At 71.1% G+C, this 22,960-nt stretch carries 18 protein-coding genes; 6 read left to right on the plus strand and 12 right to left on the minus strand.

The window, feature by feature from the left end:
* Nucleotides 1–132 precede the first annotated feature (132 nt).
* From ABZ664_RS30370 to ABZ664_RS30385, 4 genes are all read right to left on the minus strand, one after another.
* A complete protein-coding gene (locus ABZ664_RS30370) occupies nucleotides 133–2,298 on the minus strand; it encodes an alpha/beta fold hydrolase (protein ID WP_362517165.1) in 2,166 nt (721 codons plus the stop codon).
* Entirely contained in the window at nucleotides 2,298–4,085 is a 1,788-nt protein-coding gene (locus ABZ664_RS30375; protein WP_362517168.1) for an N-acetylglutaminylglutamine amidotransferase, read from the minus strand. The genes ABZ664_RS30370 and ABZ664_RS30375 overlap by 1 nt, the downstream gene beginning before the upstream one ends.
* 79 nt (nucleotides 4,086–4,164) lie before the next feature.
* Nucleotides 4,165–6,702, minus strand: a complete 2,538-nt coding sequence (locus tag ABZ664_RS30380; protein ID WP_362517171.1) for a carboxylate--amine ligase/circularly permuted type 2 ATP-grasp protein — start codon at nucleotides 6,700–6,702, stop codon at nucleotides 4,165–4,167.
* Between the two features lie 362 nt (nucleotides 6,703–7,064).
* Nucleotides 7,065–7,625: a hypothetical protein gene (locus tag ABZ664_RS30385; RefSeq protein ID WP_362517174.1), complete on the minus strand. Its 561-nt coding sequence runs from the start codon at nucleotides 7,623–7,625 to the stop codon at nucleotides 7,065–7,067.
* A gap of 287 nt (nucleotides 7,626–7,912) precedes the next feature.
* Between ABZ664_RS30385 and ABZ664_RS30390 the strand changes: the two genes are divergently transcribed.
* Nucleotides 7,913–8,518 carry a methyltransferase domain-containing protein gene (locus ABZ664_RS30390; protein ID WP_362517178.1) on the plus strand — a complete coding sequence of 202 codons (606 nt, stop codon included), beginning with the start codon at nucleotides 7,913–7,915 and terminating at the stop codon, nucleotides 8,516–8,518.
* 194 nt (nucleotides 8,519–8,712) lie between these two features.
* On the opposite strand, the gene ABZ664_RS30395 is transcribed toward ABZ664_RS30390, so the two are convergent.
* The 8 genes from ABZ664_RS30395 to ABZ664_RS30430 form a co-directional block, all read right to left on the minus strand.
* On the minus strand, nucleotides 8,713–9,174 hold the full coding sequence (locus tag ABZ664_RS30395; protein ID WP_362517181.1) for a cupin domain-containing protein: 462 nt from the start codon (nucleotides 9,172–9,174) through the stop codon (nucleotides 8,713–8,715).
* The gene (locus tag ABZ664_RS30400; protein WP_362517184.1) at nucleotides 9,174–9,692 is read right to left on the minus strand and encodes a flavin reductase family protein; all 519 of its coding nucleotides are present in this window, start codon (nucleotides 9,690–9,692) and stop codon (nucleotides 9,174–9,176) included. The genes ABZ664_RS30395 and ABZ664_RS30400 overlap by 1 nt, the downstream gene beginning before the upstream one ends.
* Before the next feature lie 116 nt (nucleotides 9,693–9,808).
* A complete protein-coding gene (locus ABZ664_RS30405; protein ID WP_362517187.1) occupies nucleotides 9,809–10,900 on the minus strand; it encodes an LLM class flavin-dependent oxidoreductase in 1,092 nt (363 codons plus the stop codon).
* Between the two features lie 11 nt (nucleotides 10,901–10,911).
* On the minus strand, nucleotides 10,912–12,237 hold the full coding sequence (locus tag ABZ664_RS30410; protein WP_362517190.1) for an ABC transporter ATP-binding protein: 1,326 nt from the start codon (nucleotides 12,235–12,237) through the stop codon (nucleotides 10,912–10,914).
* Complete coding sequence (locus ABZ664_RS30415) at nucleotides 12,234–13,250, minus strand: ABC transporter ATP-binding protein (RefSeq protein WP_362517192.1); 1,017 nt, start codon at nucleotides 13,248–13,250, stop codon at nucleotides 12,234–12,236. Before ABZ664_RS30415 ends, ABZ664_RS30410 begins: the two co-directional genes overlap by 4 nt.
* Nucleotides 13,240–14,103, minus strand: a complete 864-nt coding sequence (locus tag ABZ664_RS30420; protein WP_362517195.1) for an ABC transporter permease — start codon at nucleotides 14,101–14,103, stop codon at nucleotides 13,240–13,242. The genes ABZ664_RS30415 and ABZ664_RS30420 overlap by 11 nt, the downstream gene beginning before the upstream one ends.
* The gene (locus ABZ664_RS30425; protein WP_362517199.1) at nucleotides 14,100–15,023 is read right to left on the minus strand and encodes an ABC transporter permease; all 924 of its coding nucleotides are present in this window, start codon (nucleotides 15,021–15,023) and stop codon (nucleotides 14,100–14,102) included. The genes ABZ664_RS30420 and ABZ664_RS30425 overlap by 4 nt, the downstream gene beginning before the upstream one ends.
* Before the next feature lie 173 nt (nucleotides 15,024–15,196).
* Nucleotides 15,197–16,729 carry an ABC transporter substrate-binding protein gene (locus ABZ664_RS30430; RefSeq protein ID WP_362517202.1) on the minus strand — a complete coding sequence of 511 codons (1,533 nt, stop codon included), beginning with the start codon at nucleotides 16,727–16,729 and terminating at the stop codon, nucleotides 15,197–15,199.
* A gap of 133 nt (nucleotides 16,730–16,862) precedes the next feature.
* Between ABZ664_RS30430 and ABZ664_RS30435 the strand changes: the two genes are divergently transcribed.
* The 5 genes from ABZ664_RS30435 (at nucleotide 16,863) to ABZ664_RS30455 (ending at nucleotide 22,923) form a co-directional block, all read left to right on the plus strand.
* A complete protein-coding gene (locus ABZ664_RS30435; RefSeq protein WP_362517205.1) occupies nucleotides 16,863–17,669 on the plus strand; it encodes an IclR family transcriptional regulator in 807 nt (268 codons plus the stop codon).
* Nucleotides 17,670–18,529: 860 nt separating this feature from the next.
* A complete protein-coding gene (locus tag ABZ664_RS30440; protein WP_362517209.1) occupies nucleotides 18,530–20,032 on the plus strand; it encodes a pyridoxal-dependent decarboxylase in 1,503 nt (500 codons plus the stop codon).
* A complete protein-coding gene (locus tag ABZ664_RS30445; protein WP_362517212.1) occupies nucleotides 20,029–21,570 on the plus strand; it encodes a hypothetical protein in 1,542 nt (513 codons plus the stop codon). The genes ABZ664_RS30440 and ABZ664_RS30445 overlap by 4 nt, the downstream gene beginning before the upstream one ends.
* Before the next feature lie 44 nt (nucleotides 21,571–21,614).
* Nucleotides 21,615–22,115: a hypothetical protein gene (locus tag ABZ664_RS30450; protein WP_362517215.1), complete on the plus strand. Its 501-nt coding sequence runs from the start codon at nucleotides 21,615–21,617 to the stop codon at nucleotides 22,113–22,115.
* 25 nt (nucleotides 22,116–22,140) lie between these two features.
* Nucleotides 22,141–22,923, plus strand: coding sequence for a hypothetical protein (locus ABZ664_RS30455; RefSeq protein WP_362517217.1), 783 nt, complete (start codon nucleotides 22,141–22,143; stop codon nucleotides 22,921–22,923).
* Nucleotides 22,924–22,960: the final 37 nt, after the last annotated feature.

Consider the following 22,960-nt stretch of genomic DNA (forward strand, 5'->3'; position numbering starts at 1 on the left):
CGCCAATGGCCCCGCGTCGTGCGACACAGCAACAACCCGGGCATGGGGACCCCCAGGCGCCAACGGCCTCCCTCGCCACGATGACCCGCCTCGCGTCGGGTCCAAGACCGCCGGGTGCCCGGGGAGGCGGCCTCACTCCGGGTCGGGGACCGCGAGGTGCCATCTGAGCCATTCGACGACGTTCTTCACGAAGGTCACCCGGTTCGGGATCTGCCGGATCTCGTGCCCCTCGTCCTCGAACAGCAACAGCTCGCAGGGCACCTGACGGGCCCGCGCCGCCTGGAGCACCTGCTCGGCCTCGTACAGGGGGACGTTGGTGTCCTGGGCACCGTGCACGACCAGCAGCGGGGCGGCGAGCCGGTCGAAGGAGTGCAGGGGTGACAGGGCCCGCAGCAGGTCGCGGTCGGTGACGGGGTGGCCGTACTCGCTGACCGCCGCCGCGGCGATCCACGGCTCGGTCCGCTCGTAGAAGGTCTCGAAGTCGGCCATGCCGCAGACGTCGACTCCGGCGCGGAAGAGGCGCGGGTGGGTGACGAGGGCGGCCAGCGTGAGGTAGCCGCCGTAGGAGCGGCCCATGCAGGCGATCCTGGCCGGGTCGGCGATGCCCTCCCGCGCCAGCTCCAGGGCGCAGTCGGCGACGTCGTTGATCGCGTCGAAGCGGAGGGCGTGGTTGTCGGCGTTGCGGAAGGCCCGGCCGAAACCCGACGAGCCGCGGATGTTCGCCGCGAACACCCCGATCCCGGCGGCCAGCAGGTTCTGGAACAGCGGGTTGAAGGTGGGCCTCTCCTGGCTCTCGGGGCCGCCGTGCAGGTAGACGACGAAGGGCGCGGGGCCGGGGACGCCGGGGACCCGGTAGAGCCAGCCGGTCAGCTCCATGCCGTCGCCCGCCTGGAAGCGCATCAGCTCCGCTCCGGCCGCCTCGGGGATCCGACCCGATCCCGCGATCCGCCGGTAGCCGCCCACCTCCAGGTCGCAGAGCAGCACGTGGGAGGGGTGGCCGGGTCCTTCCGCCGCCAGGACGGCGAGACTGCCGTCCAGGGACACCCTGATCGAGGACACCACCTCGGCGGGCAGGGGCGGAAGCGGACGCGTCCGGCCGGTGTCGAGCTCGATCACCTCCAGCCCCGAGCGGCCGGAGTCGTTCCACACCAGCACCGCGCGGCGGCCGTCGGAGCTCAGCGCGAACTGGTCCAGCTCGGCGTCCGAGCGCTCGGCCAGCACGACGCCCACCCCGTCCTCGCCCACCGCGACCAGCGCGGCCCGGTCGCGGCCGACGTCGGACAGCAGGTAGGCGGTGCTCCCGTCCGGAGAGAGGATGCCGTAGTCGGTGGTGCCGGTCAGGCCGGCCAGCAGCGGCAGCTCCCCGTGGCCCGGCAGGTCACCGGCGGCCTCGTCGGGAAGGCTCGCGGGCAGGCCTGGGGGGACGTCGGCGAGATGGCCCGCGGGAAGGTCGACGCGAATCCCGGCCGGAGGGTCGGCGGGCAGGCCGGGCGAGAGATCGGAGAGATCTTCGGTGGGCAGGTCGAGGTGAATCCCGGCGGGAAGGTCGGCGGAGAGGTCACCGGACGGGTCCGCGGCGAGATCCCCGGGATGGGACAGGCCGGGAACGAGAGCGCCGGGACCCGCGGGATCGCCGGCGAGGGCGGGCGGGTGGCCCGTGGGGTCGCCCGCGAGGGCCGGAAGATCGGCCACGTACATCCGGCGCACACCGCGCGGGCCGCGCCGCAGCAGCATCCGCCGGTGGTCACGGCTCACCGCGGCCGGGTGCATGAGTGCCCCCTCCGCGATCACCTCCCGGCTTCCCGAGCCCGCGTCGATCAGCACCGCGTCCGTACGGCCCGACGAGGAGACCTCCGCGACGAGGAGGACCTCCCCCTGGCCCGTCCAGCGCACGAACGACGCCGACCCGCCCTCGGGCGCGGCCAGCGGGCGCAGGTCGCCTCCGTCGGACCTCACCGTCCAGACCTGCGTGTGCTCCCCGCCACCCGGCACGACGAGGACGGCGAGCCGCCGGGCGTCGGGGGACCAGCTCACGTCGGCGACGGGCTCGGCCCCCGTGTCGATCGGCCAGGCCCCTCGATCCTCCTCCTGGAGATCCAGGAGATCCTCGAGCTCTCCCGGAGGCCACGCCTCCAGGTCTCTTCCGAGGGGCTGGATCCAGACCCTCGGTGAGCCGTCCCTGTCGCCGATGAAGGCGACGGCGCTCAGATCGGGCGCCAGGGCGGGCGCCCGGCAACTCCAGGCGGTCAGGCCCGTGCCCATCGAGGGGCGGGAACGGGCGCCGAGAATTTCGGTCATCAAACTCCTTGTGCCTGCAACCACAGCTCCAGGAGTCCGAGTTGCCACAACGCGTTCGCACCCAGGGTAGTGCGGTGTTCGTCCGGAGCTGCCAGCAACTTGTCGACATATGGCTGGTCGAACAGGCCGCGGGCCCTCGCGGCGGGGCCGGTCAGCGCCTCCCTGACGAGTTCCAGATACGGGCCGTGGATGTGCCGGATGGCCGGGACCGGAAAGTATCCCTTGGGCCGGTCGATGATCTCGGCGGGCAGCAGCTTGCGCGCGGCGCCCTTCAAGATGCCCTTGCCGCCGGAGGCGAGCTTGAGCTCGGGCGGGCAGGCCGCCGCCAACTCGACGAGTTCGTGGTCGAGGAACGGGGTCCTGGCCTCAAGCCCGAAGGCCATGGTCATGTTGTCCACGCGCTTGACCGGGTCGTCGACGAGCATGACGTTCGTGTCCAGGCGCAGCGCCGCGTCGAGCGCGGTGTCCGCGCCGGGCCTGGCGAGGTGACGGCGGACGAAGTCGCCGCTGACGTCCTCGTCCAGCATGTACTCGGGGGACAGGATCTTGGCCAGCGCCGCGTGCGAGCGGTCGAAGAACTCCCTCTCGTAGGTGGCGGCGGCGTCCTCGCGCGACACGCCGGCGAGCGGCGGGTACCAGCTGTAGCCGGCGAACACCTCGTCGGCGCCCTGGCCTGACTGGACGACCTTGACGTGCTCGGAGACCTCCTCCGACAGCAGGTGGAAGGCGACGCAGTCGTGGCTCACCATCGGCTCGCTCATGGCGAGCACCGCGTGCTCCAGGGCGGGCAGCATGCGGGTGTCGTCGATGAGGATGCGCTGGTGATCGGTGCCGAACTCCCTGGCGACCAGGTCGGAGTAGGCGAACTCGTCCCCACGCTCCCCTCCCGCCGACGGGAAACCGATGCTGAAGGTCGCAAGGCCCGCCTGCCCCTCCTCGGCCAGCAGCGCGACGATCAGGCTGGAGTCCAGGCCCCCCGACAGCAGCACGCCCACGGGCACGTCCGCGACCATGCGCCTGCGTACGGCCGTCCGCAGCTGGTCGAGCACGGCCTCGCACCACTCGTCCGGGGTGAGCCCGGCGTACTCGGGCAGGGCCGAGCGGGTGTGGAGCGGCTGCCAGTAGAGGTGGTCGGTGACGGTGCCGTCGGGCTCGACGGTGCGTACGGTCGCCGGGGGGAGCTTGCGCACCCCGGCGAGAATGGTGCGCTCGGCGGGCACCACCGAGTGGAACGTCATGTAATGGTGCAGGGCGACCCGGTCGATTCCGGTGTCCACCCCGCCCCCGGCGAGCAGCGCGGGCAGCGACGAGGCGAAACGCAGCCTTCCGGCGTCCTGGGTGACGTACAGCGGTTTTATCCCCAGCCGATCTCTGCCGAGGGTGAGCCTGCCGGTGTCGCGCTCGGCGACCGCGAAGGCGAACATGCCCCTGAAGCGGTCGACGCAGCCGCTCCCCCAGCGGTGGAAGGACTTCACCAGCACCTCGGTGTCGGAGGTGGAGAAGAAGCGGTAGCCCAGGCCCTCCAGCTCGCGCCGTAACTCACGGTAGTTGTACAGGCATCCGTTGAAGACTCCCGCCAGGCCGAGGTCGCTGTCCACCATCGGCTGGGCACCCCGGTCCGACAGATCGATGATCCTCAGGCGCCGGTGGCCGAGGGCGACCGGCCCCAGCGACCACAGGCCGGCCCCGTCGGGGCCCCTGTCGTGCATCACATCGTTCATCCGGGCCACGGCGGCGACGTCCGCCGGGCGGCCGTCGAACCGGAGCTCACCGCTCAAACCACACATCGAAACCCCCCGGTGACCGGCTCACGCCGGAGCTCACCGCTTAGATCGCACATCTCACGCCTTGGACTCGCGCCTGAGCTCATCGCTCAAGCCCCGCCTCGACGTCCCCACTCGGAAGCCAGGTGTCCTTGGAACCACCTCCCTGGGAGGAGTTGACGATCATGCTGCCGGCCGGGGCGACGCGGGTCAGCGCGGTCGGCGGCACCTTCGCGGTCTCGCCGAAGCAGACGAAGGCCCGAAGGTCGACGACGCGCGGGCTCAGCCGGTCTCCGTCGAAGGTGGGGTGGGTCGACAGCCGGACCGTCTCCTGTGCGACCCAGCCCTCGGGGGCGGCGAGGATCGTCTTCCTGACCTGTTCGAGCTCGTCGGCGGAGGCGTCGGGGCCGACGACCACGCCTTGCCCGCCGAACCCGTCCACCGGCTTGACGACCAGCTCGGCCAGCCGGTCGAGCACCTGCTCGCGATCGACGGCGTCGCGGCACAGGTAGGTGGGGACGTTGTCGATGAGGGGTCGCTCGCCGAGGTAGTACTCGATGATGCGCGGCACGTACCGGTACAGGCACTTGTCGTCGGCCACGCCGTTGCCCGGCGCGTTGGCCAGGACGAGCGCGGAACGCTCGACGGCGTCCATGATCTCCAGCCCGAGGCGCCCGCCGAGCAGCGCGCTCTCCTCGATCCTGCGGTAGAGCACCTCGATCCTGCGCCCGTCGATCTCCAGATGACCGTTCTTGAAGGACAGGTCGGCCGGTACGGCGAGGACCACCCCCAGCTCCTCGGCGAGCATCCTGTGCTCGTAGTAGGCGGAGTCCTCGGGGCCCGCCGAGACGACGGCGAGGGCCGACGGGTCGCCGGAGCCCGCCGCGAGCAGCGCCTCCCGCAGTATCCGCAGGCCCGCGCTCGGGTCGGCGACCTCCTCGCCGGGGGCGAGTTCCGGCATCAGCTCGTTGATCAGCCGCCTGTTGGTCACGGCGTATCCGAGCCCGGAGGGCACCCGAAGGTTGTCCTCGAGCACCGCCCAGCGGCCGACGTTGTCGCGGACCAGGTCCAGTCCGGCCACGGCGCAGCGCACGGTGCCCTGCGGCACCCTGCGGCCCGGCTTGCGGTAGCCGGGGGACTCGTCGACCACCCACGCGGGGATCGTGCCGTCCCTGATGATCTCGCGTCCCTCGTAGATGTCGTGCAGGAACGCCTCCAGCGCGCGCACCCGCTGTGGCAGCGCCCGCTGGATCCCCGTCCACTCGCCGGGCGGGACGAGCCGGGGAACCATGTCGAACGGGTAGATCCGGCTCTCGCCGCCTCCCTCGACCTGGAAGGTCATGCCGTTGCCGCGCTGGTAGGCGTCGCGCCTCTCCTCACGCTCGCGCAGTCCCTCGACGCCCAGGCGGTCGAGGACCCGCAGCACCGGCTGGTAGGACTCGCGCACCGTGCCCTCGATGATCGCCTCGTCACCCGGGGCCTCGTAGCCGTCGAGGAGATTGGTGTGCATCCTCGGCATCGGCCCGCCGAAGGCGGTCTCCCACTCCTGTGAGCGCGTCTCGGCGATGACGAGGTCGACCACGTCGGACAGCTGGCCGCCGCGGGCGTACGCCTGCCGCTGGCGGGCCGCCGAACTCCCCCTGGCGAGCGACTCCGTGGCCAGGGAGGTGACGAGCTCCCAGTCGCCGTGCTGTTCCAGCTGCGGGCGCAGGCTGTTCACCATCCGCCGGATCACCTCGGCGGCCGGTCGCGGGGTGCCTTCGACCGGGTCGACGAGGTCGCCCTCCAGCCCGGAGCGTGAGGCCCGCCAGGAGGCGGCGCGGACCATCTCCAGGCGGACCGTGCGCTCGGGGCCGTTCTGCGCCGCGTCCAGCTCCCTGGCCACCAGGGCCCTGAACAGTCCGGCGATCAGCACGATGTCGCCCACGCGGGGGCAGGCGTCGCAGACCCGCAGCTCGATGGTGGGCAGGTGCGCCGAGGGCCGGATGTCGAAGTAGATCATGCCGGGGTCGGTGATCACCCCGGAGGCGACGAGGTCGCGCACCACCTGGTCGTACTCGGCGGCCGACTCGAACCTGGGCACGGGGCCGGCGGTGGGCCAGCGCTGCCACAGCAGCGGGCGGTAGCTGGCGTACCCGGTGTCGGACCCCAGCCAGTACGGCGAGCTGGAGCTGAGGGCGAGCAGCGGGGGCAGCCAGGGGGCGAGGCGGTGGGCGACGGCCACGGCCAGGTCGCGGTCCTCGACGTCGGCGTGGAACTGCGTCCCGCAGATCAGCTGCTCGCGGGTGAGCAATTGGTAGTCGGCGAGCATCTGCTCGTAGCGGGGATCAGGGGAGATCTTCAGCGCCTCCAGATCCACCATCGGCACGCTGCCCGCCGCCACGATTCCCAGGCCGAGTCCGTCCGCCGCCTGGATCACCGTACGGCGTAGCGCGGTCAGGTCGTGCCCGAGGTCCTCCAGGTGCATGAAGGGCCTGCTGTTGGCCTCGACCACGGAACGCTGCAGCTCATGGGTGAAGCGTTCCGCCGGCAGCTGTTCCAGCAGGACACCGGCCCGTGGGACCAGGTGCCGGGTGTCGACATCGACAACGTGGAACTCCTCTTCGACGCCGACCGCGATCGGCCCCGCCAGACCCGCCATTGCCTCATCACCCCTGAACTACGCCGATTAATGCGTTTTTTGTTCTTTGCCCGAAAAAGGGAGTTTCGCACTTCACCGCACACTTTGGGCGAAAGTGAAACTGTGAGCCCGCTCCCCGCGATCGGGACAGACCCGCTTCCCCTCCGGCGGGAAGACTCACCTGTTTCCGCGGAAAGATCTCACGGGAGTTTCGGACGAAGCACCGTCGGCGACCGGCCACGGTGAGGGTCCGTCCAAGCGGCCTTCGCCAAGGGGTGCCTTCCAAGGGCCCCTGTCCAAAAGGCTCCCTGCGGGAGCGGATGCGGCCCTGCCCCGATCATCCCCGGCTCGATGACCGGAGACGACCGGGAAGTCCCCGGAACCTACGCCGGCGGTGACCCGGCCGGAAAATCCCCGTCTCCTGACGGCCCTGCGTCCGGCCGCTCCCGCACGGGAGACGCCCCGGACCGATCCGGCGGCCCGAGCGGATCCTCGTGATCGGATGGGTCCGCGGGCGGCTCGACCTCTTCCAGCCGTGACTCGATCATACGCGGCGGCCTGGACGCGTCCTCCGGCGGCGTCCCGAACGTGTCGGGAAACGCGTGAACCCCGAGTGCCTCCGGCCGGTCGCCCGACGGGTCGGGCGGATCGAGAAGCTGCCGTACGGGCGGGCTGTCGAGGAACGTGGAGACCGCGTCGACCACCCCCTCCCCCAAAGGACGGAACGCGTCGACCACGGCCTGGGCGGGCGGGCCGAGGCGGGCGCCGACCTCCTGAATGAAGTCTTCCAGCACCTGCGGCAGCGGCGGCACCGGCAGGCCGAGCTGGGGCTTCGGCCGTGCCTTCTCCGGCGGTGTCCAGCGCATCGAGTCGTCGCTCATGGCGAGCCATTCGTCGACGGCACCGTCGATGGAGTCGAGCACGTGATCGGAATCGTCTGGCATGGCGGCTCCCCTCATGACCGGGATCCGATAAGACGACGGTACCTCGCCCCGCCTTCCCGGGGCAGGGGAGGGTCGCGACCGTCACCGACGGTGAACCACCCCACCGCCGGGACACCCGTTTCCTTCGCCCCGCGGACCGGCACCTGTACGGCGACCGTAGGGCGACGGAAGCCCGATCATCGAAGCCCGTTATCTGGCATAACCCCCTCAACAGGGGGAATAAGCTGTCGATGCTCTCTCAAAATCGTCCTGCCGGTAGTGACACGTTCACATTCCTCGGTGCGATCATGCGTAATCCCCACCAGCTGGGGGCAATCGCTCCCAGCTCGAAGGCCGTCGCACGCCTGGCGGCTTCGATCGTTCCCACAACCCCCGGAGCCACGGTCGTCGAACTCGGCGCCGGCGGCGGAGTGATCAGCGACGCGATCCGCGACCGCCTCCCCATGGGAGGGCGGCAGCTCGCCATAGAGCTCAACGAGGGCATGGTGAACCACCTGCGGCGCAGCAGGCCCTGGCTGGAAGTGATCTCCGGGGACGCGGGTGACCTCGGCAAGATACTGCGGGAGGCCGGTCTGTCCCACGCCGACGCGATCGTCTCCTCGCTCCCCTGGACCCTGTTCGAGGAGGCCCAGCAGAAACGCGTTCTGGAGGAGATCGCGGCCTGTCTCGCCCCCGGCGGCGCCTTCAGCACGATCACGACACTGACCGTGATGCCGTTCCAGCGTTCCCGGCACTTCCGCGGCCTCATGAACAGCACGTTCGCCACCGTCGACACCCTGGGGCCGATCTGGCGCAACGTACCTCCCGCCCTGGTGTACGCCGGGGTCGTGGCGGATGATCGGCTGGCCGGGGATGCGGCCGGCGGCCTGGCGGCCGGAGAGACCGGCAGGTGAACGGCCGGTCGGACACCGCCCGGCGCCTCGGACACACCTGCGATCTCCTCAGCACCGGCGCGGAGGGTGCGCCGGTGGGCGAAAAGCGACCGGCCGGGACGCTCTGCCTGGGAGCCGCCCGGCGTGCCGGGCGGGCGGACAGACGATGACTTCAGGATGATCTCGCGGTGACGACGGCCCGTGACGGACCGTCGTCACCGCGAGGTCAGAACCGGCCCCGTCCAGGTGAGATCGTCCAGGTTGACCACGATGGCGTCCTGGGTGCTGCGAGCGATGACCACGATCGCCTCCAGATCGGGGTCGGGATTCTCCTCCCTGTGGGGAACGAAGGGCGGCACGAAGATGTAGTCGCCCGGTTCGGTGTCGATGCGCACCTCGACGGGCTCCTCCCCCTCGATGTCGGCGAAGACGAACGAGGGGTTGCCGCTGACGACGTAGATGGCGGTCTCGGACTCGCCGTGGTGGTGGTTCGCCGACGCGGTGGCGGGCGCCACGTGGGTCTGGCCCATCCACAGGCGGCTGGAGCCGACGGTGGCTCCGCTGATGGCCGCGCGGCGGCGCATGCCACCGGTCTGGGCGGTCTCGGAGGTGAGACCGCCGGGCGCGATGTGGTGCAGGCGGCGGTGGAAAGGGTCTTCGGGAAGGACGATCGGCATCAGTCACTCCTGGCTCGGTCGGAAGGGTGCGGCGCGAGCGCGCCGAAACCTCCATCGTGGTACAGCAGCGGAGGGTGGGCGGGGTCGGTGTGCCCCTCCACGACCCGGCCGACGACCAGCCGGTGGTCCCCCGCGATGAACCGCTCCTGGGTGCGGCAGAGCAGCCACGCGGCCACCCCGTACAGCAGGGGTTCTCCTCCGGGAAGGGGTTCCCAGCGGTCCCGGTCGGCGAACCGGTCGGCGCCCTTCCTGGCGAACAGCTCCGCCACGTCCCGCTGGTCTCCGGCGAGGATGTGGACGACGAACCCGTCCGCGTCCCGGATCGCCGGCCAGCTCGACGAGCCGACCGAGATGCCGAACGACAGCAGCGGCGGATCGAGCGACATCGAGGTCAGCGAGGTCGCGGTGAAACCGGCGGGCCCCGGGGCGGTGACGACGGCGACCCCGGCGGCGTGCCTGCGGAAGGCGGACAGGAAGACATCACGCGGCTGCCCGCCGCCGACCGCCTCGGCGCTCATCGTGCCACCTCCCGTGCCGTGTCCCTGATGATCGGTTCGCCGCGAGTGCCCGGCCCTGCCCGGCCGGACGCGCCCAGGCTGCTCGGGGCCGGCACCCCTGGCCGCGCGTGTCGCGCTCACGCGCCCACGCCCGCGGGCTCGCGCCGCTCGGCCCCCTGCCGCAGCAGCGGCACCAGCTCGTCACCCCATCGCACGACGTCGTCCACCGGGTCGAAGCCGCGGATGAGGAAGGTCGTGACACCGAGGTCGTGATATTTCAGCAGCGCCTCGGCGACCTGCTCGGCGGTGCCGACCACGGCCGTGGAGTTGCCGCCGGGACCGATCAGGTTGGTCACGCCGTACCAGAGCCGCTCGTCGTGCACCTCCCGCTCGGCGCCCTGCTCCTGGAGCCTGGCGGCCCCGACGGAGGTCGACTCGCTCTTCCCCTTGCTCCAGCCGAGGCCGCCACCGGAGACGCGCCCGGCGGTCGCGGCCCTGATCCGCTCGGCCCGCTCCCACGCCTCGGCCTCGGTCGCGGCGACGATCGGCCGGGTGGACAGGCTGAAGGTGATCTCGCGGCCGTGCCTGACCGCCTCCTGCCTGACGCGCCGGATCCGCTCGGCGGTCTCGGCCAGCGGCTCGCCCCACAGCATGTAGACGTCGGCGTGCTCGGCCCCGGTCTGGACGGCCGCCGGGGAGGCTCCGCCGAAGTAGAGCGGGATGTCGGCCCTGACCGAGCTGTAGGCGCCCTCGAACCGGTAGAACTCGCCCTCGTGGTCGAACGGCTCGGCCGAGGTGAGCGTACGGCGCAGCACGGACATGAACTCGCCGGTACGCCGGTAGCGGCCACCGTGGTCGAGGAAGTCGCCGTCGCGGCGCTGGTCGGCCTCGTCGCCGCCGGTGATGTGGTGGATGGCGACCCTGCCGCCCCCGGTGAGCTGGTCGAGGGTGGCGAGCTTCCTCGCCACCACCGTCGGGGCGACGAAGCCGGGCCGATGAGCGATCAGCACGCGCAGCCGCTCGGTGGCGTGCAGCACCGACGCGGCTACGGCGAACCCGTCGGGCGAGGAAGAGCCGTAGCCGATCAGCACCCGGTCGAACCCGGCGGCCTCGTGGGCGCGGGCGAACGTGGCCAGGTAGGGAACGTCGATGGGCGGGCCGTCGACGAAGGAACCGTGGGTCTCTGAGAAGTCCTTCGTACCGACCATGCCGAGAATCTCGATGGACATGCGTGTACTCCTTAGCGGGCGACGAAGCGGGGAACGGAACCGGAGGCCGGATCGGGGACGGGAGCGGAGGCGAGGTTCGGGCCGGGACCACCCACGGACCCGGACGTGGAGCCGCGGACGGAAACGGAGTCGGGAACAGGGCTTTCGGCGACAAGGCTTTCGGGGAGAGGCCTTTCGGGGACGGAGCCGAGACCGGGAACGGCCACGGCCACCGGGACAGGATCGAGGGCGGACGTCGACGCGGCGGCCCGTGCGGGCCAGGTGCCGGTGTGGTGACAGGCGACCGCGCGACCGCCCCTGACGACCGGCTCGGGAACGACCGCGCAGGTCTCGGTGGCGAACGGGCAGCGGTGAGCGAAGACGCAGCCGCCGATGGCGCCGGCCGCGCCGGCCGCGCCGGCCGCGCCTGTGGGCGTCGCCCGCAGCCGCTCCAGGCTGTGGCGGGCGGCGCCGGCGACGCGTGGGGCCGAGGCGACGAGCAGCGCGGTGTAGGGGTGGCGGGGGTCGTCGAAGACCTCGCCGATCGGGCCCTCCTCGACGATCCGGCCCCGGTAGAGGACCGCGACCCGGTCGGCGACGCCCGCCAGGGAGCTGAGGTCGTGGGAGATGACGACGACACCGGCGCCGAGCCGGCCGCGCAGATCGTCCAGGAGGCGCAGGATGTGGTTGCGGTTGGAGGCGTCCAGCGCGCTGACCGGCTCGTCGCAGATCAGCAGCGACGGCTCCGCGACGATCGCGCGGGCGATCGAGACGCGCTGCCGCTGCCCGCCGGAGATCTGGCCGGGCGTCCTGGCCGCGAGGGCGGGGTCCAGGCCGACCAGTTCCAGCGCCGCCCGCACCCTGGCCGCGCGTTCGGCCGGGGGCACGCGCCGTACGGCCAGCCCTTCGCCGACGACGGTTCCCACACTGTGGTCGGGGTCGAGCGAGCGGAGCGGGTCCTGGAAGACGAACCGCACCTTTCCCGTACGGCGATGCGCCCGCAGCGCCTTGCCCCTCAGCGAGGAGATCTCGACACCCTCCACCTCGACCGAACCGGAGTCGGGGCTGACCAGGCCGACGACGGTCCTGGCCAGGGTCGTCTTGCCCGAACCGGTCTCCCCCACGATCCCGACGATCTCCCCGGCCCTGACGGTGAGGTCGACCTCGCTGAGGATCCGCACGGCGGGTCTGCCGAGCGACACGTTCAGGCCCCGCACGGCCAGCAGCGGCGCCCCCGCTGGGCCGGTGAGGGAGCCGTCCGCGGTCGCCGTACCCGTCGCGGAGGTGTTCGCGGGACCGTCCGCGGTCGCGGGAGTCCGCGCGGAACCGGTCGCGGGGGTGCTCTCGGGGCCGCTCACAGGTCACTCCCCCGCGCTCCGGCACCGACGCTCACCGCGTCGCGCCCCGCCGACTGCGGTCGCAGGCAGCGAACCTCGCGCCCTCGGGGATGTGCGGCGAGGGGAACGGGAGCCGCCGAGCAGGCCTCCTGGGCGAAGGAACAGCGGCCGGCGAAGCGGCAGCCCGGCAGCGAGGCACCCGCGGGCGGCGGCTGGCCGGGGATGACCTCCAGCGTCCGCCTGCCCCAGTCCCCGACCGAGGCGACCCGCAGCAGAGCCTCGGTGTAGGGGTGCGCCGGCCGCTCCAGAACCTCCCTCGTCGGCCCCGACTCGACGATCTCGCCGCCGTAGAAGACGACGATCCGGTCGCAGAGCGTCGCGATGACCGCCAGGTCATGGGAGACGCAGACGACCGACAGGCCGCGCTCGGCGCGCAGCCGGGCGAGGAGTTCGAGCACCTCGGCCTGGACGGTCACGTCGAGGGCGGTGGTGGCCTCGTCGGCGATCAGCAGTTCGGGATCGCAGGAGACGGCGATGGCGATGAGGACGCGCTGGAGCATGCCGCCGGACAGCTCGTGCGGGTACTGGCCGTGGACCCGGGCCGGATCGTGCAGGCCCATCGTGCCCAGCAGCTCCACGGCGCGCTCGCGGGCGGCGTGCCGCCGCAGGCCGAGTTTGACCCGCAGCACCTCGGCGAGCTGGTCGCCGACCGGCAGGGACGGGTTCAGGTAGGAGGCGGGGTCCTGGAAGACCGCGCCGATCCTGCTCCCGCGGATCCCGAGCCACTGTCCGCGGCTCGCCCCCGTCAGGTCGTGGCCGCCGAACTCGATCTCGCCGGAGCTCACCGAGCAGCCGGGGGCGAGGACGCCGAGGACCGCGCGGCAGGTGAGGGTCTTGCCGCTGCCCGACTCGCCGACCAGGCCGACGGCCTCACCGGGGGCGACCTCGAAGGAGACCCCGCGCACGGCCTCGGCCCGGCCTCCGGAGACGGTCACGCGCAGGTCGCGCACGCTCAACAGCGCTTCAGCGGGCATGGACTTCCTCGCTCTCGTCGATACGGTGGCCGTCGGTGTGCAGGCCGGTGGTGTCGCGTACGGCGTCGGCGAGGGCGTTGAGCGCGCCGACGGTCAGCATGATCACGATGGCGGGCGCGAGCGGGGCGAGTGGCCGCTGGTGGAGGTAGCCCAGGTCGCTGGCGAGCATCCCGCCCCAGGTGGGGGCGGGGGGTTCGACACCGATGCCGAGGAAGGCGAGTGAGGAGACCACCAGCAGCGCCGCGGCGGACGCCCCCGCCGCGGTCACCGCGACCGTCGGCAGCACCTTGCCCGCGATGTGGGTGCGCAGGATCCGGGAACGGGACGCGCCGAGCAGTTCGGCCGCCTCGACGTACTGTGCGCGGGTGAAACCCAGCGCGGCCGTGCGGGTGACCCGGTAGAAGACCGGCGCGAGCAGCAGTCCGATGGCGGCCATCGCCTGGTGCGGGCCGTTGCCGAGGATCCCGGCGACGGCGATGGCGAAGATGACGAACGGCAGCGTGAGCAGCGCGTCCACCAGCCGCATCGTCGTCCACTCGAAGACCCTGCCGAAGAACACCGAGGCCAGGCCGGGGATCGCGCCCAGGAGCAGCCCGATGGCGACCGCCTCCGTCGCCGCGGCGATCGAGAGACCGGTCCCGGCGAGCAGCCGGCTGAGCACGTCGCGGCCGAGGTAGTCGGTGCCGAGGAGGTGCTCTCCCGACGGCCCGAGCAGGCGCAGACGGGGGTTCTGCGCGAGAGGGTCGTGCGGGGCGAGCAGGCCGCCGAACACCGCGACGAGGAGCACGACGGTGAGGATCGCCACGGACAGCTTGACGGAGGGCAGCCGCCACGCCCTGCGGAAGGAGCTCATCGCGCACCCCGCAGCCTGGCGACGGCCACGTTGACGGTGACGTTGGAGACGAGCACCAGCGCGATGGTGGCGAGCAACGCGCCCTGGATCACCGGGACGTCGTGCTTGAGCGCCGCCTCGCCGGTGAGCTGGCCGAGACCCGGCAGGGCGAACACCGCCTCGGTGACCACCGCGCCGCCGATCAGGCGCGGGATGTGCATCCCGAGCACGGTGAGCGCCGGGCCCGCGGCGTTGCGCAACGCGTGCCGGAACAGCACCCGCCGCGCCGGGAGCCCGCGGACCACCGCGCCGGTCACGTAGTTCTCCCGCAGGGCGGCCACCAGGCCGGTACGGAGCTGCCTGGCGAGGTCGGCGGCGGCGTCGAGGCTGAGCGCGATCGCCGGGAGGGTGATCAGCCTCAGCCACTGGACGGGATCCTGGGTGAGCGGCACGTACCCGCCCGAGGGAAAGACCGGGACGATCACGGCGAAGAGCACGATCAGTCCGATGCCGACGACGAACGCGGGCAGGGTGGAGGCGACAGCGCAGACGGCGGTCACGATCCGGTCGAACCTGCCGCCGTTGCTCACCGCCGCGCCGACGCCCGCCGCGCCCCCGGCGAGGATCGCGATGAGCACCGCGAGGCCGGTGATCGACAGGTCGACGGGCAGGCGCTGCGCGATGCTCTCGGCGACCGGGAGCTGGGTGAACCAGGAGCGGCCCAGGTCTCCGGTGAGCGCGTTGCCCAGCCAGGTGACGTACTGCTCAAGGAAGGGGCGGTCGAGCCCGAACTCGTGGCTCATCCTGGCGATGTCCTCGGGGGTCGCGGTCTCCCCCAGCACTGCCGCCGCCGGATTGGCGTCGCCCAGCGCGCCCAGCCCGTAGGTGATGAAGGTGGAGACGAGCGCCACGACCACCAGGGCGGCCGATCCGCGCGCCACCGCGCGCCACCGGGCGGTCCCCGCGCTCCGGCGGACCCGGGAGGGTCTTGCCGAGGGCGCGGTCACGACGGACCGGCCGACCTCTTCGTCCCCTCCGCCCTTCCCGGCTCCCCCGGTTTCCCCGTCTTCCCCCGCTCCCCGCGCGGACGCGGGGGCGCGTGATCCCAGCGCGGTCACGGGTTCGTCACCCGTACGCCGTCGAAGCGCTGCACCGCGAGGTTGGTGGGAAGCTCGGAGACCCCGGGGCTGCGGGCGAAGATGCGCGGCGTGGAGAACAGCCAGACGTTGGGCAGTTCCCTGACCCCGATGGCGACCGCGTCCTGGACGGCCTTGGCGTACCCGGGGTCGTCCGGCGGCGTGACGCGGATCCTGTCGAACTGCTCCAGCAGCGCCTTGGGAGTGTTGCGGCCGGGGTTCATCAGGCCCTCCGGCCCATAGACGACGCCGAGCGCCTGCAGCGGCGACTCGCGGCCGACGAAGGCGTCGGGGGCGAGAGCCACGTTGTGCTGGACGTAGACGAGCTGGGTGTGCTGCGCCGGGGCGATGAGCTTGATCGTGGTCCTGATCCCCGCGGCCTTGAGCTGCTCCTGGACCTGCTCGGGCAGGCCCTCGGGGGTGGAGGTGGTCAGCGGGACGTCGATGCCGTCGGGGAACCCCGCCTCGGCGAGAAGCCTCCTGGCCTTGGCGGGGTCGTGCGGGTAGAGGTTCTCCAGCTCGGGGTTGTAGCCGAGGTGGCCCTTGGGGAACGGCTGCGTGTTCACCTCGCCGACGCCGAAGCCCGAGGTCTCCAGCAGGGCCTCACGGTCGACCGCGTACTTCAGCGCCTCGGTGACCTTGGGGTTGTCGAACGGCGCGATCTTGTTGTTGACGTCCAGGACCCGGACCATGAGCGACGGGATGAGGTCGACCTTCAGCCCGGCCGCCTTGGCCGCGTCGATCTGGGCGGCGGGCAGTATCGCGACGTCGAACTGGCCGGACTGGAGTCCGGCGACGACGGTGGCGGGCTCGGAGACGGTCTTCAGCTCGAACTTGGCCAGGTGGATGTTGGCGACGTCGTAGTAGGACGGGTTGCGGTCCAGGTTGGCGTGCGAGCCGGGAACGAGCTGGGTGAGGGTGAAGGGCCCCGCGCCCGCGGGCTTGGCGCTGACGGCCTTGGCGTCCGCCTCGAAGGCCCGGGGGTTGACGATCATCCCGGTCTTTCCCGCGAGCAGGTTGGGGATCTGGTGGTCGGGCCGGTCGAGCAGGATCCCGAACTCGGTCGGCGAGACGACCTCGACGTCCTTCACCCCGCGCAGCTGGGAGGCGATGAGCGAGTCCTTCTGGTCCCGGCCGCGCAGGAGGTTCCTGCGTACGGCCTCGGCGTCGAGCGGGGAGCCGTCGGGGAAGGTCAGCCCGGCCCTGAGGGTGAAGGTGACCCTCTTGCCGCCGTCGGCGTACTTCCAGGCGGTGGCCAGGCCGGGGACGGCGTCGCCCCTGTCGTCCAGGCGGGTGACGGCGCTGTAGACGAGGGACAGGGCGTTGACGTCGTTACCGGCGCTGGAGGTGACGGGATCCCACGTTGTGGGAAGGCTCCAGCCCCACTTGAGGGTGCCTCCCTCCGCGCCGGAGGCGGTGCCCACCGACTGGGTGCCGCCGCCACAGGCGGTCAACGCGAGAACGACCGAGATGAGCAGGGCCAGTGGTCGCAGAAGCCGACGGACAGGCATGACGGGGGTCCTCTCAGGGAAACGAGCCAGATCCCACATGGCAAGATCTTCATTCCACATAGTAGTAATTCCCTAAAAACCCGTCAAGAGTGTAGGAAATAGCTCTCCGCCCTAAGCTGGAACGGTGGACCCGATGAAGCCGAAGCTTGAAGACGCCGCCCGCAGGGGTACCCAGGCGATCGAACGCGCCATCGCGGTGCTGCGCGCGTTCGAGCGGTCGACGACCCTCTCCCCCACCGAGGTGGCGCAGCGGCTTCACCTGCCGGTCAGCACCGCCCATCGCATCGTCCGCGCCCTGCACGCGGCGGGCATGCTCGGCCAGGACCCGGTGACCGAGCGCTACCACCTCGGGATCACCACCGCCACGCTGGGCCGCCTCGCCCTGGAACGCCTCGGCGCGACCACGATGCTCCCCGAGCTCGAGTCCCTGCGCGACCTGACGGGAGAGGCCGTCAATCTGGGGGTGCGCATCGGCGACGAGGTGGCCGTGCTGCTCCAGGTCCCCTCAAGACAGCCGCTCCGCTACGAGCAGGAGCCCGGCCAGCGCAACCCGATCCACGTGTGCGCGATGGGCAAGGCCCTGCTCGCCTTCGGGGATCCGAGGGTGGGCATGGAGGAGCCCTTCGCCCGCTACACCGACACCACGATCACCACCCGCGCCGGCCTGGAGAGCGAACTCGACCGCATACGTGCCCGGGGTGCGGCCGTCAACTTCGAGGAACGCGTCGCCGGGGTCCGGGCCGTGGCCGTCCCGGTCCGCGACGCCCTCGGCAACATGCTGGCCGCGCTCGCCATCCAGGGCCCGGCCGTACGGCTGGGTGACGACCGGCTCCCGGAGTTGACCGCCCGGCTCACCGCCACCGCCCGACGGCTCGACTCCTCCTTTGGCCAGGACCTCCATGTCCCCGCACCCGCGCACGCCTCCGCGAGCGGCTCGTGAACACCCCGCACGCCTCCCCCTTCGGCCTGTGGAACGCCTCCCGGGTTTTCTCGCGCCCGCCCGCCTCGCCTTTCCGCCGGGTCACGAGTGTGCGAAGGGGGGCGTCGAGACGACGGCCGCCCGGGACCGTACGGCACGAACCCACCCGACACGGCGCAACACGACGCTGCACGACTCACGGGGGCGGATGTCCCGAATGCCGAGTTAAATGGAATTTAATGAGAAAAAACCTATAAGACCCAAAACAGTCGAGAATCGCCGACCATCTCCTCACACCGATCACCACGCGCGTTAACCGTGGCCGCAATCTGCCACTCCACCTGCATCCGAGGTCTTGCGCCCCTGCCGTGAACAATGATTAGGTCGCTTACATGAAGGGCGTGCCAACATATACGGCGATTGAAATTCAGGGCGAATTAGCCGCGACTCGTCCACGACGACCCTCCTCCAGACCCTGATCGCCAGACCGACCTCAACCACTTGATCAGGGGTGGCGAGGCGTTCTCGCACCATCTCCCACCATCACTCATCGACATCCCTCGATATTGGACCGTTCCATCGATCGGGAACGGCCGGTGACGGCACGAATGCCGCCTCGCGTCCCCGGACGTCGAGGACCTCTTTCTCGATCGACGCATCACCGAAGACCACGCGTTTATTCGCGAGAACCCTCACGTGCGTGATCGCCCGGGAGTTCAATTCACCGTCTCCGAACTCTCATTCAGCACGAACATTTAGGTGTTCTCGACCTCGGGTCATTTGGAGGCCCCTCCATGACGAGTTCGCTTTCCGATGTCCAGAGTTCCTTTCCCGAGCCGTCGGCTCCTGAGCCGGCGACCGGCGAAGGCTCCCGTTCACCCATGCCCGGCCTCACCGCGGCCTTCGACCCCGAGCGTTTCCACGACGGCGCCATGGACATCGTCGGCCGTCTGACGACGTATCTGGGCGACCGGTCGGTCCGAGGACTCGATCTCCTCGATCCCGCGGTGCTGCTGAAGGCCGCGCGGGGGCTGATGACCCCGGAACGGCGGCGCATCGCCGACTTCGACGCCGAGCGGGTGAACCAGATCGTCGACCTGTACACGGGGACCGGCATCCCCGTCTACTCACCCGGCTACATGGGACGGCAGTTCTCCGGCGTGGTGCCGCTGGCCAGCCTCATCGACCTGGTCGGCTCGGTGGTCAACCAGCCCTCCTCCTTCTACGAGGCAGGGCAGCTCCCCAGCGTCGCCGAGCGGCTCATGGCCGAGGAGCTCAACGGGTTCATCGGCTGGGACCGTGACCGGTTCGCCATGGTGACGACCTCGGGGGGCTCCCTCGCCAACCTGACCGCGCTGCTCGCCGCCCGCAACCGCGCCTTCCCGCAGATCTGGACCCGCGGTGTGGGCGCCCTGCCGGGTCCCCCGGCCATCGCGGTCAGTGAGGAGGCCCACTACAGCGTGACCCGGGCGGCAGGGGTCCTCGGCATCGGAGAAGGACAGATCATCCGTCTCCCCGTCGATCAGGCCGGGCGGATCCGCCCGGAGCTGGCCGGCCCGGCGCTGGACGAGGCCTACCGGCGCGGTCTGCGGCCGTTCTGCCTGGTGGCCTCGGCCGGGACCACCTCGGTGGGCGCCTTCGATCCGCTGGAGGAGCTCGCCGCCGTGGCGCGCCGGCATGGGCTCTGGCTCCACGTGGACGGGGCGCACGGGGCGAGCCTGCTGCTGTCGGACCGGCACAGGCACCGGCTGCGCGGCATCGAGCAGGCCGACTCCCTGACCTGGGACGCCCACAAGATGCTGTTCATGCCGTCGCCGTGCACGCTGCTCTTCTACCGCGACGGCGCGGCGGCGCGCGGCGCGTTCCGGCAGCGGGCCAGCTACGTCTTCGACGAGGAGCCCGACGTCTACAGCGCCTACGACAGCGCGGACAAGAACCTCGAGTGCACGAAACGCCCGATGATCATGCCGCTCTGGACGGTCTGGTCGGTCTACGGCCCGGCGCTGTTCGCACAGCGGATCGACCGGCTGTGCGAGGTGACCCGGCAGGCGCACCGGATGCTCGCCGCCGAACCGGACTTCGCCGTGGCGCACGAGCCGGAGTCCAACATCCTGTGCTTCCGATACCTGCCGGACGACCTGGAACCGGCGACCGCGCACCGGCTGCAGCTGGAGATCCGCAACCGGATCCGGGGCGGCGGGCGCTTCTTCATCTCCAAGGTCGACATCGACAAGGTGGCGGCGCTGCGCGTGGTGGTGATGAACCACCTGATCGACACGGGCCACCTGACCATGCTCATCGACGAGATCAGGGACATCGGGCAACGGGTGCTGCGTGCGAGCACCGCGACCCGCGACGACCAGCGGAACAGGAGCCATTCATGACCATGACGGATGTGGACCTCGCCAGCTCGGTGGAGCTGGCGGCACGGCTGATCCCCGAGGAGGAGCTGCGGCCCCGCTCGGTGGACGACGTCATCGGGCTGCCGTCGTTCGCGGGCAAGCTGGAGGAGTGCGGGCGGCTCACCGGAGCCCCGTACTGCGAGTCCCCGCTCGACCTCCAGAACGCGCTGGTGTTCCGCCGGCTTCAGCAGCTCGTCGGCATCGCCCTGCTCAACCCGCTGTGGCGCGAGCGGCTGCACTACTTCGGGATCCGCGACGCCCCCGCCGACATGTCCGAGTGGGAGCGGATCCCCCTGTCGGACAAGACCGTGCAGCGTGACATGTTCATGGGCGCGCGGGCCGGGATGGTCGTGCCGCTCGACCGCGGCGGGTTCGAGGTGGTGGCCAGCGGCGGCACCGGTGACGGCATGCCCCTGGAGATCGTGTACTCCCTGCGGGAGCTGCGCGACACCTACCGCATCTCCGGGGCGTTCATGGGCGCCTACCAGCTCGGCCGCTACCTGCGTGGCCCCGCGCCGCGCTGGCTGTTCACCACGCTGGCCGACTACCAGATGTGGAGCAGCGGGACCATGGTCGGCGGCGTCCTGTCCCACGTCCCCGAGGTCAACTACATCGGTGCGGGTCCGGTGAGCGCGCCGGTGCTGGAGCACATGTTCTCCTACCCGGGCCACAAGGCGCTGATGGGCATCACCGCGGGCATCGCGCTCCTGCCCGAGCTGGGCGCGGGCCTGTCCCCGCAGGCCAGGGCGAGCTTCCGGGTCGCGATGTATGGCAGTGGCTCCCTGCCCCAGCGCAAGCGCGACGAGTTGCAGGCGTTCTTCCCCAACGTGTCGATCCTCAGCTACTTCGCCGCGACCCAGGCCGAGTGCGTCGGGCTCCAGCTCGACCACGCCTCACCGGCGCTCTCCGCCGTGCCGGGGCTGCACCTGGTGGAGATCGTGGACGAGCACGGCCGTGCCGTCGCCGAGGGCGAGGAGGGCGAGCTGGTCGTCACCCGGCTGCACTCCGACGAGACGCCGCTGCTCCGGCTCAAGCTCGGCGATCGGATGATCCGCCGCCCCGCCCTGAACGGGCCGGGGCTGCGCACCGAGCGGTTCGAGTTCGCCGGGCGCACCGCCGACGTGCTGCACCTCAACGACAGCCAGTACTCGGCGACGCTCGCGTACGCGGCCCTGCGCGGGCGGCTGCGCTCGACGACCGGTGTCGACCTGGACCTGGTCGCGCACGAGGTCCAGTTCCACAACCACCGCGAGGACCGGACCCTCACCCTGCTGGTCGCGGTGGACGACGCCGAGGGGACGGCCGCCGCCGTCGAGCACGCCCTCGGCCCGAGCGGGACGCGGCAGCTGTTCACCCAGGCTCTGCCGAGCTCCCTGTCGCTCTTCAACGACCGGGAGGCGACCGCGGCGGCGATCGAGCAGACCGGATACGGGTTCCGGCTGGTGTTCGTGCCCCGCTCCTCACCACAGATCGAGCGGACCACCGTCGGCAAGACACCGCTGGTCAGGGACCGGGGCTGAGTGGTGGCCCGCAGACCGCAATCACATCCGACAAGGGAGGATCGATGCAAGACAGGATCAGCATCGTCGTGATGGTCGACGCCGTCGGGGCGTTGTCCGACCGGACGCTGCACAACGGCAATATCTCGCTCATCGACGACAGCGCGGCGGGAAGCAGGCACAAGGGGACCCCCGACCTCGTCACGGTGGTCACCCCGGGGCAGATCGTCCAGTGGACGCCCATCCACGTGGACGTGCAGACCCCGGTCGAGATCCAGGCCATCGAGTTCCTGTCCGGTGCCCCGGCCCCGCCCGCGGCCGGCCAGGCCGCGTCACCGCACCCGGTGGGGCACTCCGTCGTTCCGGCACCCGGTGTCGTGTCCGGGGCGGCGGTCGACGCCATGGGCTCCAACGGATACGAGAACCACGACCTGCTGGTGTGGGAGGGCGTCGTGCCCTACGACATGACGCCCGGTGTCCCGTACCGCTACCGGCTCTCCGTCAGGCTCCACGAAGGACCCAACAGCGTGCTGTCCATCGACTCGCCCGCGCTGCTGCGCGTGTGAGCCACGTTTCGCGAAAGGCGGTCTCATGGCCCAGCAACACGGGATCATCGTGCTCTTCGACGTCGAGAACGCGCTCAAGACGCGATCGCTCGACGGCAACACGTACTGGTTCGACAACATGAAGCTGTTCGGCTCGACCGGGGTGGGCACCGAGCGGCTGGTGACGATCGTGCCCGGCACCCATTTCCTCGACGGGTCGCAGGCGACCGAGCAGGTGCTCAACTGGTTGCCCGCGGCGCTGGGTTCGATCCCGCCGACGGTGCCACGCAACTACCTCGCCGAGCAGGAGCGCGCCGACGACCAGCGCACGCTGAACGAGCTCGCCTCGCTCAACGCCGAGGGCGGCGTGAGCGAGGGCGATCTCAAGCGGCTGCAGCGGCGGGTCGGCAAGCACGCAGAAAAGCGCGGCGGCGGGCGCGGCCTCACCGACGCCAAGCTGCTGGACGTCACCGGCAAGACCACGAGCGGCTCCGGCGCCTACAACTACCCTGCCCCGGTGATCACCGACATCACCGGCCAGGCCGTGAGCGAGAAGATCATGTATCCGGCCCAGTACGGGTCCCCCGACATGATCTACGACGGCTGGTACTGGGCCGCGACCGTGGACACGAGCCGGCCCGGGGTCTATCCGTACACGATGCACATCCAGCTGCACGAGCTGGTCGAGCGGGGCGGCGAGATGGTCTGGGAGTCGGTGGACCTGACCTGCGAGTCCAGCCTCAAGATCATCAACGATCCGAAGCGCAACGGGTTCACCGGCGCCGGACTGGGCGCGCTCCCCCTGCCGCCCGTCCCCGCCGCCGGCTGACCTGTCCGAGTCGGAACACCTTCGAGCGGAGGAACCG

This window comes from Streptosporangium sp. NPDC006930, assembly GCF_040635605.1.
GTDB lineage: Bacteria > Actinomycetota > Actinomycetes > Streptosporangiales > Streptosporangiaceae > Streptosporangium.

Coding starts and splice junctions, on each gene's coding strand:
- ABZ664_RS30440 (WP_362517209.1), top strand. CDS start 18,530: ATGCCCGGCCTCACCGCGGCCTTCGACCCCGAGCGTTTCCACGACGGC.
- ABZ664_RS30430 (WP_362517202.1), bottom strand. CDS start 16,729: ATGCCTGTCCGTCGGCTTCTGCGACCACTGGCCCTGCTCATCTCGGTC.
- ABZ664_RS30395 (WP_362517181.1), bottom strand. CDS start 9,174: ATGCCGATCGTCCTTCCCGAAGACCCTTTCCACCGCCGCCTGCACCAC.
- ABZ664_RS30435 (WP_362517205.1), top strand. CDS start 16,863: ATGAAGCCGAAGCTTGAAGACGCCGCCCGCAGGGGTACCCAGGCGATC.
- ABZ664_RS30450 (WP_362517215.1), top strand. CDS start 21,615: ATGCAAGACAGGATCAGCATCGTCGTGATGGTCGACGCCGTCGGGGCG.
- ABZ664_RS30455 (WP_362517217.1), top strand. CDS start 22,141: ATGGCCCAGCAACACGGGATCATCGTGCTCTTCGACGTCGAGAACGCG.
- ABZ664_RS30445 (WP_362517212.1), top strand. CDS start 20,029: ATGACCATGACGGATGTGGACCTCGCCAGCTCGGTGGAGCTGGCGGCA.
- ABZ664_RS30385 (WP_362517174.1), bottom strand. CDS start 7,625: ATGCCAGACGATTCCGATCACGTGCTCGACTCCATCGACGGTGCCGTC.
- ABZ664_RS30415 (WP_362517192.1), bottom strand. CDS start 13,250: ATGCCCGCTGAAGCGCTGTTGAGCGTGCGCGACCTGCGCGTGACCGTC.
- ABZ664_RS30390 (WP_362517178.1), top strand. CDS start 7,913: ATGCGTAATCCCCACCAGCTGGGGGCAATCGCTCCCAGCTCGAAGGCC.
- ABZ664_RS30405 (WP_362517187.1), bottom strand. CDS start 10,900: ATGTCCATCGAGATTCTCGGCATGGTCGGTACGAAGGACTTCTCAGAG.
- ABZ664_RS30375 (WP_362517168.1), bottom strand. CDS start 4,085: ATGTGTGGTTTGAGCGGTGAGCTCCGGTTCGACGGCCGCCCGGCGGAC.
- ABZ664_RS30380 (WP_362517171.1), bottom strand. CDS start 6,702: ATGGCGGGTCTGGCGGGGCCGATCGCGGTCGGCGTCGAAGAGGAGTTC.
- ABZ664_RS30420 (WP_362517195.1), bottom strand. CDS start 14,103: ATGAGCTCCTTCCGCAGGGCGTGGCGGCTGCCCTCCGTCAAGCTGTCC.
- ABZ664_RS30400 (WP_362517184.1), bottom strand. CDS start 9,692: ATGAGCGCCGAGGCGGTCGGCGGCGGGCAGCCGCGTGATGTCTTCCTG.
- ABZ664_RS30370 (WP_362517165.1), bottom strand. CDS start 2,298: ATGACCGAAATTCTCGGCGCCCGTTCCCGCCCCTCGATGGGCACGGGC.